The following is a 13,076-nucleotide window of genomic DNA, read 5'->3' on the forward strand; positions in this document are numbered from 1 at the left end:
GCCAGATGGACATATTCGATCTTCTCTCCTACAAGCTTGAAAACTTCCTCAACGTCCGGCCGTATCCGAAGGCGTTGGGTGCTGTTTTTTACGAAGAAGACGAGCCTGCGCTGCTGAGCGTTGTCGCCAGAAAACGCAATGGCGCGCCCTTCAGCGTTAGCCGCTGGCATGATTTGTTTTCCGTCAGCGCTTTCGAAAAAGCCATGTTGAAGAACGGCTTCACAGAACTCGACTGCTACGCCCTGCTGCTGGTCCTGTCGCGTTTTGGCTACCTGCTTGAAATCGACAACCGTCAACGAACCAACAAGCAGTACTTTATTTTCTTCTACCTGATCCAACTGATCAGCTTGAAGAACAGCGCCCTGGATGCCGACGCGCGCCTGAGGAACTACATGCTCAGGTTTCTGCTTTTCGAATTGAGCATCGATGACGAGGCTTATCGCCGGTTCAGCATCGAAGGCGATCAACTGATGATGGCGACCGACGGGCTGGGGTCCGTGGCTTTTCTGGACGTGATTGATCGGGTCTACAAAACGATCAAGGCCGACAGCAGGAAAGAGCATGAACTGCTCAGCACGTTGAAAACCTTTCAAACAAGCACCGTCAGATTACTCACCGAGCCCGACGAGACTCATTACCGCTTCGTGATCAATGATCGCCACAGCGAGCTTATGTACCCCGATGTATTTCTGCTCACGTACGCTCAGGACCCGAAAAAAATATTCGAGGCGTTGATCGATGCGGTCAATCCGCTTCAGTCAACGGCAAACCTGTTCGTCTCCAATATGGTTGTGATGAATTACGCCTTTCACATCCTGAAAGACAAACCTCGCGACGTGCTAAAACTGAAAAAACACGTCGGTGATGAAACGTTGTTTGGCCAATTGCTGGAGGTGATCATCCGGCGTCGCATGGGGGTCGACAAAGCGCTGTTCGAAAAAATTCCCACGGGGCAGGATCTTGCCTTGATCAACGATGAGCACACCTCGTTCTACAACATCTTGTACAGCCACGCAGGCTAAGCACAAATCCCCGTGGCGAGGGAGCTTGCTCCCGCTGGGTGGCGAAGCCGCCCCCGCTTGCCGAAAAAAATGCGCTTTGGCTTGGCCTCCCAACATTCTTTTGCTCGGCTCAGTCGCGGACATCGACTCCATGAGCTATACCAGAGTGCCATCATCGCCAAGCAAAGGGAGCCATGCGCCATGAAGGGGACCTTATTAGCTTTCATCATTATGTCTATCGCCGGCTGCGCCAACCTGAACAGCATCTACCGAACTTTTGATGTTTCTCGTGGGGAAAGCTCCCTGAGCGATATTCGACAGAGAGCCATACTGGTAGCCCCCAACGAGACCATAACCAAAAAATACGACCCGACCGGAAAGTTCGTTTCGGAGGAACACATAAAGAAAGGAACATTTGTGTGTGCAGAACCCAGCCCCGATGCAATGGCCTCCCTTGCTTATGAGTTGGCGGCAAAAGGGGGGTATCCAGGTAAGGCAAGCGGTGAATTGGCTTTCGCCATGCAGGATGGGGCCGCATTCACAGGCATACGCACACAAAGCATCCAGTTGCTCCGTGATTTCGGCTATCGCTTGTGTGAGAGCTACATGTCTGGCGCGATAAGCGACGCTCAATATGACCTTCTCATGAGGCGTTTCCAAAAAAATACAGTGGCCCTTTTGGCGATTGAGCAACTGACAGGAACGGTGAAGGCCCCTCCAATGGCCCTCACGACCAGTGGGCGGGCTGAAGCGACAAAATCACTTGCCGAACAAAGAGCCGAAAGAGAAAAGGTCAGCGATAGAATTTCTGCCCTAGAAACAGAGAAGACGGCCGTAGACAAAAAAATCAGTGATGCAAAAAAAGCGGACGCCAAGGCCGATACGTCGGAAATGGATCAAACCGCATCGGACCTGGCAGAAAAAATCAAAAACCTGAAAGACGATAGAACCGTTATCGACAGCGCAATAGCCGATACAAAAGGCGTCATTGCAGACGGAGAAATAAAGGTAAAAATAGAAACCACTGGCATGGGTAGCCAACGATCAGACGCCCACATACAACAAATAGCAAAAACAGTCGAAGGGATTGTGAATAACGTTGTGCTTGCCGATGATGAACAGCAATTGTGCATGTCGGCTCTTTTATTGCCAGACCCGAATGAGGGCCAGAAAAAATTCTCGGCTTGGTGCATCAAGGCAATGGATACCCAGGCTGAAGCCCGAGAAATAGCAATAAAAAATACGAAAACCAGATTGGAGCGAATAGAAGCCGATTTGCAAAGTGGTGCCAGTGAGGAGAAAAAAGCACCACTAAAAGCGGAGCGTGACAGCCTTTTAGAAGGACTTAAAAACCCCGGCCTGTACAGTCACACTTTGGATAAAAAACTTATGTAAAGACCCTGTGTGCCTACCGATACATCTCGGAGCGCACGGGTAGACAAAGGACAAGGGCACAAAACGAAGCGTCAAGACAGCATTGTCTCGACGCTTTTTATTGTTCGCACTTGGCTGTTCCAGAAAAGGTAAATTCATTGCTGGCGAACCGAGCGCTGGATAATGTCGACCCGCGCCAACCGGGATTTCGGTGACCACAGCTTAACTCTCTTCGATTGAGGCCACGACCCGATCGCGACTAAACGATAGAAGGTCAGTCGTAAGGCTTGAACTCATTATTATCCCGCGCCAGCAGTTGCATCAGTTTTGGGTGGATAAAGAGCTTTTCCTTGCCGACCTGCGCTTCTCGCAGAACACCAATGTCGGCGAGCTCTTTGAGGTAGCGAGAAGCAGCCTGGCGTCCGGCAATTTGTTTCTCGACGACATTATGGATGCGGCAGTACGGTTGTTCGAAGATCACATCCACCAATTCACGGGAATAGATTTTCGGCAATCGTTCACGAACGAATTGGGTAGAGTGTTCAGACAGGCTGCGGATGGCGGCGATTTTGGCGCAGGTCCAGCGAGCGGTTTCTTCCACGGCGCTGAGCATGTAGAGCAGCCAAGGCTCCCATGCCTGTTCACGAGTGACATCGAGCAGGAGGCGGTAGTAGTCGGCTCGGTGGGCAATGATGTAACGGCTGAGATAGAGGATTGGTAGGTTCAGCAGCCCCTCTTGAATCAGGTAGAGCGTATTAAGCACCCGCCCGGTACGGCCATTGCCATCGGTGAACGGGTGAATCGCCTCGAACTGGTAATGCCCAACGGCCATACGCACCAGCGGGTCCAGGTCCGTCTCGTTGTGCAGGAAACGCTCCCAGTTGGCGAGCAGATCACGTAAATGATCTTCGCCATCCGGTGGGGTGTAGATGATCTCGCCGGTACGGTCGTTGGCCAACTGGGTGCCCGGTACGCGTCGAATGTCCATGTTCACGCCCTTGAGCGTGCGGCAGATGTCAACTGCCGTGCCCGTGGATAATGGACGTTCGGTCAGCGACAGGAAGCCGTGGTGTAGGGCTTTACGATAGCGCAGGGCTTCCTTGGTCGCCGGATCGGCATGGCCGTCACGCTCCTGGGCATGCTGAAAGAGCAAGTCCGTAGTCGTCACGATGCTTTCGATCTCGGAACTGTCCTTGGCTTCCAGCAAGGGGATGGTGTTGATCAACACCGTTTGGTTGGGGATCAGTTCGGCTGCCTGCTTCAGCTCAGCCAAGGCCGTGCGCGCCTCGATACAGCGCTTGAGTACTGCACGGGTTTCCAGTTCGGCGGCTGGAGGCAGAGGCGGTAATTGGTTATACGGTTTATCGGCCTGCCAGATGGGAGGGGCTGCAGTCATCGGCGATCCTGATCCTTTAGATAAGGGGCTAGGGCGCTCGGTCAGCGCCCTCTCATGTCGTCAGTGTAAACACGACGGAATAACGTGTCGCTGTTTTTCGATTTTTGCGACACGTTATGCTCTCATGTCGCTGGCGACGACATGAGAATGGAACGTGTCGTCGAAATGGCTTTTTAGCGACACAATGGAGGCGTCCTGAATGGCTTCAGCGCTCATCGAGCCTTTGACGAACTGATCGATGAACTCCTGGGGGATCGAGGGCAACTCCCTCGCTAATCGCAGCACCACCCCCCGTGGCGAGGGAGCTTGCTCCCGCTGACTGTGGGAGCGGAGCTTGCTCGCGATGACGGCGGCACCTTCAACATCACCGGGTCAGACAAGACCGCTGCTCACTCCCACAGGGAAATGTCACCACCAAGACGAAACATCACCCCAGGCATCACGCAACTGAGCCGCACCAATACGCCGCTGCCCCGGATCAAGCGCCAACGCCATTCGCAGCGCCGGCCAGCAACGCCTGGGCAGGTTGCGCGGTGCCTTGAGCCCGCGCTCCAACCGGGCATTGCGAGCCTCGGTGGCGGGTAACCGTCGGAACGGGTGTTGGCCGCTCGCCAGTTCATACAGCACGCAAGCCACACCATAGACATCGGCCCCCGCTGACAGGCGTGCACCTTCAAGCAGTTCAGGTGCCGCGTAACCTGGCGTCCAGGCGTTGAGGCGCTCACGGTTCAGGTTCGGCAGGTGCTGCGAGGGCCCTTCCTCGGCCAGGCCCAAGCCAAAATCGAACAGACGCAGGCCCTCCTCGCTCAACATGACGTTGCTCGGCTTCATGTCGCCATGCAGTACGCCACGGCTGTGGGCGTACGCCAAAGCATCGAGCAGCGGCACGGCGATCGCCTTCAGTTCAGGCCAAGGCAGCCCCAGGGGCCGTTCGCAAAGCAGTTGGTCCAGGGTCAGGCCGCGCATCAGCTCCATAGTGATGAATGCTCGCCGTTGGCCAGCATCCACTTCGAAGGTGTAGGGACGCAAAATATTCGGGTGGTGCAATCGCCGCGTCAGGGCGAACTCGCTGTAGAGCAGTGCACTTGCATCGGTTGTCGCGTCGAATGCCTCACTGAGCATCTTCAAGGCCAGGTACGGATCAGGATCGGCGTATTGTTCGTGCAACAGATCCCGCGCACGATAAACAACACCCATGCCGCCAGCCCCAAGCAGACGTTCAAGGCAATAGCGCCCTGCGAGTATGTCCGGAGCTTCGCTGGCGCAACGCAGGTTGGATTTCACAATGGGTGCCCTATTGGCGAAAGCGAAATACGTGGGATGACCACCCTCTTCATTCACGGTCGGATCACTATGGCCGTCAGGTTATCCCGCGCCGGACCACGCAAGGCGTCATCGAAAAGCCGCTCCAACACCCTGCGTGGCGAAGCCAGGCCCAAGGCATTACCAAGGGCTTGTGCACCAAGGCCTTGATACAGACCGTCACTGCACAGCAAAAATGTGTCGCCCGGGTGAACATCCAGTTCCAGCACCTCCAACGTCAGTTCTGGTGCGGCGCCCACCGCGCGCGTCAATGCCTTGGCCGCAGGATGGGCACCGGCTTCATCGCGGCTGATGTGTTGCGTGTCGATCAGTTGCTGTTGCAGTGAGTGATCCTTGGTCAATTGGTACAACCGACGACCGCGCCACAGATAACAACGGCTGTCGCCCGCCCAGATGCAGACCCCACGGTTCCCTTCCAGCAACAGCGCCACCACCGTGCTGCCGGTAATGCCGGGATGATCTTCGGTGACGGTAAGCTCCTGGCTCAACCGGCGGTTGGTCCAGCGCAGGCATTGGCGCACCGCTTTCGAACGTTCATCCAAGTCCTGGTACAAGGGCAGTGCCGTCAGGTTGGCAACGATCAACTGGCTGGCGATGTCGCCGCCCGAATGGCCGCCCATGCCATCGGCGACCGCCCACACTCCCTGTCGCGGGCAGTCGAGAAAGGCGTCCTCGTTACGTGCCCGGGTCTTGCCAGGGTCCGTGCGCGCGGCGCTGCGCCAGGGGTCGGGCGCCTGTTTCAAAGCTGCACCGGCAGGCGAAATGTGCGCAGGACGCTCATGTCGAAAGGGTTCGGCGTGCGCTGGCTCGTCAGTAAGTAATTGGCGCGCAGGCCACCCAGGTCCGCCTTCAATACACGGACATCGCGCCCGGTCAGGTATTCGCTCTGCATCAGGTCGAACAAACGAAACAGCGACCACGGCCCGGTATTCTTCTCGATGCCGACGCCACGACCGATCATTTTATCCAGCACCAGGGCGGTCCGACCGTTCTGCGCGTCGGTTGGCCAGGTAAACGCCACCGGCAGGATCGGACCGTGGCGGTATTCAAGCGTCTGGTCGCCAAAGCGAAATTCAGCACGGCTCACCCCCGGATCCAGGGTGTACGGTTCAAGCTTGAACTGCACTTGCGGTTCGGTCGGGTTTTCGGCGAAAAAGCTCCGGCGGATGGTATGCGCTGTCGCCATCTGGTCAAGGTAGACCCGGGACATCGGCAAGCTCTGGCCGTCAATGCTGCGCAGGCGATAGTGTCCCGCAGGGCCGCTGACGAAGGGCTGCATGTAATGATCGAAGAATCGATCGACGATGCCCTGCTCCTTGAAAAACTCCCGGAAGTCGTTGAGCGCGACATCGCTGGCACTGTGGGCGCTGAACGGATACCGCTTGTTGATCGCCTTGCCGTAAAAACTGTACAGCTCGCTCTGATAACGCTGGTTCAGGTAGCGGTACGAGTCGTTGAGCACCAAGCGCCAGCTATCCTCGGCCAGCACGTTGAACCATGCCTTGACTGGCCGCGGCAGCCGGGCAGAGGCGTCGCGCAGGTTGCTCAGCGCATCGCGCTGCCCGCCCATGCGGTGCCTGGCCAGTTCGAACGCCGCTTGTTCCGGTGCACTGGCCCGGGCCAGGTTCGACAGCTGCAATTGCACCTCATCAAGGGCCCGCAAGGCCTGGACCAGATCAGCCGTGGGGCCACCATCGTCATCCAGAAGGCGATGCAGCGGTTCGAAACGTCGACGCAAGGATTTTTGCGCGGTATCCGGCAAATGCTCGGTCAGCGACGCAGCGGCTTTACCAGCCACGGCGACGAGGTTTGTCACGGCTTGTCCACCCTTCCCGGCCGCCGGCGCCAGATCGTCGAGCTGCTCGGCAAGCATATGGAGTCGAGTGTTCTCACGCACTTGCACCAGCAGCCGCAGAATCGGCGAATGAGCCGAGGTCAGACCCGCGAGTTGCTCAGCGCCCTCACCCGGATGGCTGATGGTTTGCAGGGCGACCTGGCCGACGGCTTCGCTCCAGTGGTCGGCATAATCACGAAAATACAGCTGTTCCAGTTCGACCATCAGGCGACGCATGTCCATGCCGCTGAGACCATCGCCCTCACCCAATACCCAGTTGTCTCGCAGCAATTCGGTGACCAGGGCCACGCCCTGGACCGAAAAATAGCGTTCGTAACCCTGGCGGGTGAAGAAACCGGGGATCACACGGTCGGTGCCAACCAGCAGCGCACCTTGTGAACCCAGGTGTTGGCTGAGTCGGTAGAGCGGCAGATGATTGGCCTGTTCGTGCAGCATCCTGTACACGACGACGGCCAAGGACTCACGGCGAAGGGCCTCCCGAGCCTGGGCCACCAGCGGCTCGTTGAGCTCATGGATGAAGGGCAGCTCCAACAGGCGCGCGAAGTGGGCATTCAAGCGCTCTTGCCGCGCCGTGTTGCCGGGGTAACGAAGCGATTCGTCGTTGGCCACCCGATCCTTGAGCCAGGCGATATCGCGGCGCTCTTTCAGACCCAGCATCAAGTACGCACGCAGGCTGTTGAGCAGTTGCTCGCGGTCAGCCCGGTTGTTGCGGACATGCTCTTCCAGCCTCTGTGCAATCTTCGGCAACAGTTGCGCCTGAAGCTCACGCTCGTAAGCGTCGGCCACAGCAGCCTTGATCGCTTCCCCCTGATACAAGCCGACACGCTCATGCAACGGCACCGCACTGTAGGGTGGGAAAACCCGAGTGGCCTCCAAACGCGTATCCAGTGATTCAAGCAGCGCACTCCAGTCATCAGCGTTCACCTGGGTCGATTGCTGCTGGTCCCAACGTTGCGCCAGCGTACGCAGGTTGTCTAGGCGCTCGTGGTTGGTTGAAAAACCCTTCGCCCACAACAACCCGCACAGGCCAACGACTGCCAGCGCTCCAAGGTATAGGGCCCGCTGCCTCCAATGGATACGGCGGCGTTCGCGTTGAACGAGGTCGCTCAAATCGGCTTCCGGAAAGATCACCCGGCTGAGCAAGTGATGAATGAATCGCGAGCGCCTGCCAGGTGCGATATGGCTGCCCCCCAACCCCGTGTAGCCAGGCTCGGCGGTCGAGGTCGCCGTGCGATCCGGCGACGATGCGCAGGTCAAATAGAAACCACGCAACGTCCCGACGTTACCGCTGAACACCTGTTCGACCAGCAGGCACAGGCTGGTGCCGAGCTGTCCAAGTCGATGAGGGAAATCAAGCATACGGCTACGGCGCAGCGTGTCGCGCTCCTGATGCATGCGCATAATCATTTGGCTATTGAGCCGCTGCAACAGCGCCTCGAACTCGGCACGTAGCACGGTGATGTCACTGCCGCGCGAGTCCCGGCTGAAACTCGCCCCCAGCACCTGGTCGTTTTCCTCACGCGTCAGCGAATCAAAGAACTCATTGAATCCAGGCACGCTGTCCGCTTTGCTCAAGACCAGGTAAATCGGGACATCGATGTGCAGTCGCCGTTGCAGCTCCTGCAGGCGACCACGAATCTGGCGGGCCAGCGTGGTCACTTCGTCCTCGCTGCCCTGCAACAGCAGCTCGGCCGGCACCGTCACCAGCACACCGCCCAACGGACGACTGCGGCGACGCTTGCGCAACAGTTCGAGCAGTACCGCCCAGCCGTGGCCATCGACCTCACTGTCCGTCTGAGTCAGGTAGCGCCCGGCGGTGTCGACCAGCACGGCGTGCTCGGCAAAATACCAATCGCAATACCGAGTGCCAGATGCGTCGCTGACAAAGCTGCGCTCTAGTCTATTGAGAGGAAACTCAAGGCCCGAGCACTCCAGCAGATGGGTCTTGCCGCTGGCAGGCGAGCCTACCAGCAGGTACCAGGGCACATCTCTGCGGCCGGCATAAAGGTTCGAGGACCTGGACGTGGTCAAGGCCTGCTTGAAGCGCGAGCGCACTTCGTGCCGCTCATCGTCGATCCTGGCTTGGTGCAGGACCCGAGCCTGGTCGGGAACGTTTTGTTGGGAGTTGGCGCTGGAAGCGGCGCGCTCATTGATGAAAACCATGCCTAGGCCCCAGCCCAGCACCAGCACGCTGGCGGTCAGCAATCGCGCCGTCGGACTCGCCCAGAACTTGTAGTCATTGACGGCCAGGAGTGGCCCGGCGAACCACACCAACAGCGTGACACACAGCACCAGCAACAGCGTCCAAACCCAGGTCTGGCGCACCCAGGCGCCGGCTTTCCTGAAAAGCAATTCCATGACACGTCCCTGTTTACGGCAGCGGCTTTGCAGCGACCGGTTCTGACAGTTGATAAGATTGCAATACGCTTTTGCGTTGCGCGTCCAATACCCAGGCGAAACTCGCGTACATCACTCCTAGGCAGGCCAGCGTGAACACCGCCACCGTCCAGGTCGGGACAATGCGCACCGGACGGCGTCGCGCACCGTCGAGGCCTTCCCAGTGAGGCGACAGTTCACGCGGGGTGTCGCCGCGGGTCTGGAGAATCAGCCGATACAGGGTATCGCGCAGGCTTTCGAGTTCGAGCATCCCGCGGGTCTGAATCCGGTACTTACCCTCGAAACCCAGGGACAGGCACAGGTACAACAACTCAAGTATCGGCAGGTGCTTGACGGGGTTCTTCGACAAGCGCTCAAGCAATTGAAAGACTTTCTCGCCGCCGAAGGTTTCATTGTGGAAAGTGCTGAGCAGGCTTATCTGTGACCAACCACCTCCGTGGCCCCACGGCGTGGTAACAATCGCCTCATCGATCACCGTGCACAGCACGTAACGCGCGGCGATCAGCTGACTGTTTTCGACACCGCCCTGCAAGGCACAGGCTTCGAACCGCTCCAGGCCCCGCTTCAGCTCCCCTTTAAGGGCGTGCAGGTCCTCGCGTTCGCGCCCGTGCTTGAGCTGCACCATGTGCGACAGCAATCCGGACGCCGCCGCAACCAGCGGATTGAGGCTGACCGTGAATACCTGGGGTTGCGGCAGGTGCGCGGCGTAGATCATTCGCTCTTGCAACTGTTCGAAACGCGGCGGCGCGGCAGCGTCGGTCAAGGGCCCTGAAACGGGACGTTGTCCATGGTGGTCGAGCAGGACCGTTTTTTCGTCCTGGGGACTTTCCTTATCCATTTGGTTCAGTTCCTGATGGCCCAGAAATTCAGTTCAAGCTCGGCGAAATCACCGCTGACATGGAACGCAAAACCTGCGGAGCGCTTCAGTTGCGCCAGGTCTTCGGCGTTGGGCTCGAGAATGAAATAGGTTTTGTTGGCATGGAATGCAATCTGCCGAGGGGCCACGGGCAAAGGCCTGAGCTTGATGCCGGGCAGATGCAGGTTGACCAACTGGCGGATACGTTCCACCGAACCGACCTTGAGATGCGCAGGCAATCGATGGCGCAGTTCTTCGCCGTCGCAGTGGGCACTTGCCGCCAGTACGAATGAAGCGGTGTCCAGCAGTGACAGATCCTGCACTGGCGAGACGATGATTCCGTATTGACGCGGCTGCAGTTGCAGCTCGATAGCGTGTTGCTCGAGCACCATCGATAGAACCTGGCGGATCGCTTGCATCAGGGTTCGAAAACACGCGCCTTGGTCGCTGTGCTGGTAGCGGTTGTTGAGCGGAGGGCGCTTGCTGTCACTGGAGAACGTTGCCAAGTCACCCAGCAAGGCCAGCAGCGCTCGGTACAGTGTTTCGGGGTGTACCTGCTCCAGGTCCAGGTAATGACGTAGCAACAGTTCGCTGCGGTTGATCAGTTGCAGCATCATGAAATCGCCGACTTGAGCACCACCGGCCTTGCCATTGAAGCGGACCCGCTCGGCCAGGCTATCGCCCCGATGGGCAAGCATGCCGATGATCTCCTTGAGGCACGCCAGCAAATAATGGGAGGAGCGGGCCTGGATGAAGGTCGGCACAAAGTTCGGATCGAGCCTGATGACACCATCGGCCGTGGTATCGAGCACCTCGCAGAGCTTGAGCTTCACAAACGCATGGTCACTCTGCTGTTCGCCCAGCAGCAGGCGCAGGTCCGGGCGGCCGCAACTGACCTGGCTTGCACCGGCATCCCAGGCGTTGGAGTCGGTCACTCGCGCGTCGTAGAGGGTGTAGCGTGCCAATACATCAGATTGCTCCGGACGACGGGACTCGATGTGATTGCCGGTCACCAATGGCAGCGCGAGGTAGATCGGTGTATTGCAGGTATTGGACGGTACTTCCAAGGCCAGCGGCTCGGCGTTGCCACCCAGCTCGAACAGACTGCCGTCCGGCAGGACCCCGCTGGCCTTGCTGACCACCAGTTGCCCCATGTTGAGGAATTGCAGATCGATCTCCAACGCCAGGAATCCCCAGGCGTAGCTGGCCAGCAACCGGGTGCGAACCTTCAACTGGTGGTCGAAGTAGCGATCGTTGTGTTGTAGATGTTGCGGGCGCAACAGCATGCCTTCCTGCCAGATGACCTTATCGTGATTCATCGGTCATCCACCTTGGCCAGTTGCTCAAGCGTGTTGGCAATCCCATCCTCGTCGAGTGTCAGGTTCGCTTCATTCAACTGCGTCGCCGCCACCGGCAGTGTGTAGCGCCAGCGGACGTGCGGCAGGTCACGGTACGCCGCGAGTATGCCGACGTAACGGCCATCCCCGCTGATAGCGAGCCTGAGCTCGACGGTTTCGCCTGGGCGCAGTTCCAGCTCCTCGCTGGAAACCAGATCAGGTGCCAGTGTTTCCCTTGCGCGCTCATAGAGACTGAAGAAATCTGCGTTTTCATAAGCCACGGGGTGCTTGAGTTCGAACAACCGCACCACCACGGGCGATGGCCGTCCATTGAGGTCGGGGTTGAGTCGATCACTGGCCGTCAGTGTGAGATCGAGCTTGGTCATCGTCGAAAAGGGCGACAACGCGGAGCAACCAGCCAGCAGCAGGGTCGTGGCTAACGCCGGCAAAATCTTGGATAAGTGCATCGTGCAGTGCGGCATGGGCATCATCCTTGAAGGTCGATTTGCAGACCGGCAATCAAACGAACCCGCTCTTCATAGGTCTGGGCCTGACGCCATTCGCTGTTCAATTCCGAGCGAGTACGCAGGCTCTGTTGCAAAGCCTGGATGCTTTGTTTGAGCAGCAGCGCAGCGTTGATCGCCAGGGCTTCGCGGGCCTCGCCATCCAGGCTGTCGAGATCCATGCCCAGGGCGGTACCGAAGCGCTGCCAAAAGCCTTCGTGAGGGTGATCAATAACGTCGGCGGGCGGGCCTGGTTCAAGGGGGGCTTCGACCAACTCCGGCCAGAGCAGGTTTTCCATGTCGATACGCGCATAATCCGGCCGCCCAAGGGCATCCGGCGGCACGACAGCGGGGTTTATCAGCTCATCGACGTCCAGCCCGGCCCGCTCCTGCTGATCCAGCGCCTTCAGCGGGTCGAGTTCCAGAAAGGCGTCATCCGGAATGAGGCTGTCGACCGGCATCGGACGGCTCGCTTCGGCAAGGTGGCCCGCCGGTCTGGAGACCAGCCGTGCGAGGACCTCGAAATCGCCCATAATGTAGGCGTCTCCGTCCTGTATCCGTACCGGCTCGCCCTTGGGCAGACGCGCGCCGCTTTCGCGATGAGTCGTACCGTTGCCACTGGTGTCGGTCAGGAAAAATACACCGTCACGGAAACTGACCTGCGCATGACGCTTGGACAGCAGGCGCTCGCGGTCATGGATGACCCAGTGGCAGCCCTCGCCCCGCCCGATCACGCCGCCGGCCGGCCCAAAGGTCTTTTGGCACAGCCGTGACGGGACGAACTGGTTGGCGTTCAGTATTTCGAAAACAAGTTCCATCTATCAAAGGCTCCTTGGGATCACTTGCCGCGATTAACCGCCTGTGGATCACCCAAAGGGCGATAGCCACTGTCGTTGAATGTGTAATTGGCGCTGCATCCGCCCAGAGTGAGTGACACGAAAACCGTCAACAGGACGGCTTGCCAGGGAAAAACAGGCATCGAAAAGTCTCCAGGAATGAAAGGATTGGGCTGGAACGGCTACGAATAGGGCGAG

Annotated in this window: 10 protein-coding genes and 1 pseudogene; 2 read left to right on the plus strand and 9 right to left on the minus strand. The window is 58.4% G+C overall.

Translation table 11 applies throughout. The annotated features are described in order from the left end of the window. The first annotated feature begins 5 nt into the window (after positions 1 to 5). Together BLU85_RS14115 and BLU85_RS14120 are read left to right on the plus strand one after the other, a co-directional pair. Complete coding sequence (locus BLU85_RS14115) at positions 6 to 1,022, plus strand: hypothetical protein (RefSeq protein ID WP_092200488.1); 1,017 nt, start codon at positions 6 to 8, stop codon at positions 1,020 to 1,022. A 180-nt stretch (positions 1,023 to 1,202) separates the two neighbouring features. Then, entirely contained in the window at positions 1,203 to 2,396 is a 1,194-nt protein-coding gene (locus BLU85_RS14120; RefSeq protein ID WP_092200485.1) for a hypothetical protein, read from the plus strand. Positions 2,397 to 2,649: 253 nt separating this feature from the next. Here BLU85_RS14120 and fic read toward each other — a convergent pair whose 3' ends face one another. From fic to BLU85_RS31405, 9 genes and pseudogenes are all read right to left on the minus strand, one after another. Further along, the gene (gene fic / locus BLU85_RS14125) at positions 2,650 to 3,771 is read right to left on the minus strand and encodes a protein adenylyltransferase Fic (protein ID WP_092200482.1); all 1,122 of its coding nucleotides are present in this window, start codon (positions 3,769 to 3,771) and stop codon (positions 2,650 to 2,652) included. Between the two features lie 408 nt (positions 3,772 to 4,179). Continuing rightward, positions 4,180 to 5,112 (minus strand): serine/threonine-protein kinase, encoded by a 933-nt coding sequence (locus BLU85_RS14130; RefSeq protein ID WP_092200479.1) that lies wholly within the window; start codon positions 5,110 to 5,112, stop codon positions 4,180 to 4,182. Beyond that, positions 5,109 to 5,837, minus strand: a complete 729-nt coding sequence (locus BLU85_RS14135) for a PP2C family protein-serine/threonine phosphatase (RefSeq protein ID WP_092200476.1) — start codon at positions 5,835 to 5,837, stop codon at positions 5,109 to 5,111. The genes BLU85_RS14130 and BLU85_RS14135 overlap by 4 nt, the downstream gene beginning before the upstream one ends. Beyond that, positions 5,834 to 9,307, minus strand: coding sequence for a type VI secretion system membrane subunit TssM (tssM, locus tag BLU85_RS14140; protein WP_092200473.1), 3,474 nt, complete (start codon positions 9,305 to 9,307; stop codon positions 5,834 to 5,836). Before tssM ends, BLU85_RS14135 begins: the two co-directional genes overlap by 4 nt. A 13-nt stretch (positions 9,308 to 9,320) precedes the next feature. Then, positions 9,321 to 10,184, minus strand: a complete 864-nt coding sequence (gene icmH / locus BLU85_RS14145) for a type IVB secretion system protein IcmH/DotU (RefSeq protein WP_092200470.1) — start codon at positions 10,182 to 10,184, stop codon at positions 9,321 to 9,323. A gap of 5 nt (positions 10,185 to 10,189) precedes the next feature. After that, a complete protein-coding gene (tssK, locus tag BLU85_RS14150) occupies positions 10,190 to 11,521 on the minus strand; it encodes a type VI secretion system baseplate subunit TssK (protein WP_092200467.1) in 1,332 nt (443 codons plus the stop codon). Beyond that, on the minus strand, positions 11,518 to 12,021 hold the full coding sequence (gene tssJ / locus BLU85_RS14155) for a type VI secretion system lipoprotein TssJ (protein WP_092200464.1): 504 nt from the start codon (positions 12,019 to 12,021) through the stop codon (positions 11,518 to 11,520). Before tssJ ends, tssK begins: the two co-directional genes overlap by 4 nt. Before the next feature lie 59 nt (positions 12,022 to 12,080). Continuing rightward, positions 12,081 to 12,860, minus strand: a pseudogene (tagH, locus tag BLU85_RS14160) (type VI secretion system-associated FHA domain protein TagH); the annotation flags it as partial. 20 nt (positions 12,861 to 12,880) lie between these two features. Further along, entirely contained in the window at positions 12,881 to 13,021 is a 141-nt protein-coding gene (locus BLU85_RS31405; protein ID WP_092200458.1) for a type VI secretion protein, read from the minus strand. Positions 13,022 to 13,076: the final 55 nt, after the last annotated feature.

The organism is Pseudomonas sp. NFACC14 (genome assembly GCF_900106885.1).
Classification (GTDB): Bacteria; Pseudomonadota; Gammaproteobacteria; order Pseudomonadales; family Pseudomonadaceae; genus Aquipseudomonas; species Aquipseudomonas fluorescens_AA.

Coding starts and splice junctions, on each gene's coding strand:
- fic (WP_092200482.1), bottom strand. CDS start 3,771: ATGACTGCAGCCCCTCCCATCTGGCAGGCCGATAAACCGTATAACCAA.
- tssM (WP_092200473.1), bottom strand. CDS start 9,307: ATGGAATTGCTTTTCAGGAAAGCCGGCGCCTGGGTGCGCCAGACCTGG.
- tssJ (WP_092200464.1), bottom strand. CDS start 12,021: ATGCCGCACTGCACGATGCACTTATCCAAGATTTTGCCGGCGTTAGCC.
- icmH (WP_092200470.1), bottom strand. CDS start 10,184: ATGGATAAGGAAAGTCCCCAGGACGAAAAAACGGTCCTGCTCGACCAC.
- tssK (WP_092200467.1), bottom strand. CDS start 11,521: ATGAATCACGATAAGGTCATCTGGCAGGAAGGCATGCTGTTGCGCCCG.
- BLU85_RS31405 (WP_092200458.1), bottom strand. CDS start 13,021: ATGCCTGTTTTTCCCTGGCAAGCCGTCCTGTTGACGGTTTTCGTGTCA.
- BLU85_RS14115 (WP_092200488.1), top strand. CDS start 6: ATGGACATATTCGATCTTCTCTCCTACAAGCTTGAAAACTTCCTCAAC.
- BLU85_RS14120 (WP_092200485.1), top strand. CDS start 1,203: ATGAAGGGGACCTTATTAGCTTTCATCATTATGTCTATCGCCGGCTGC.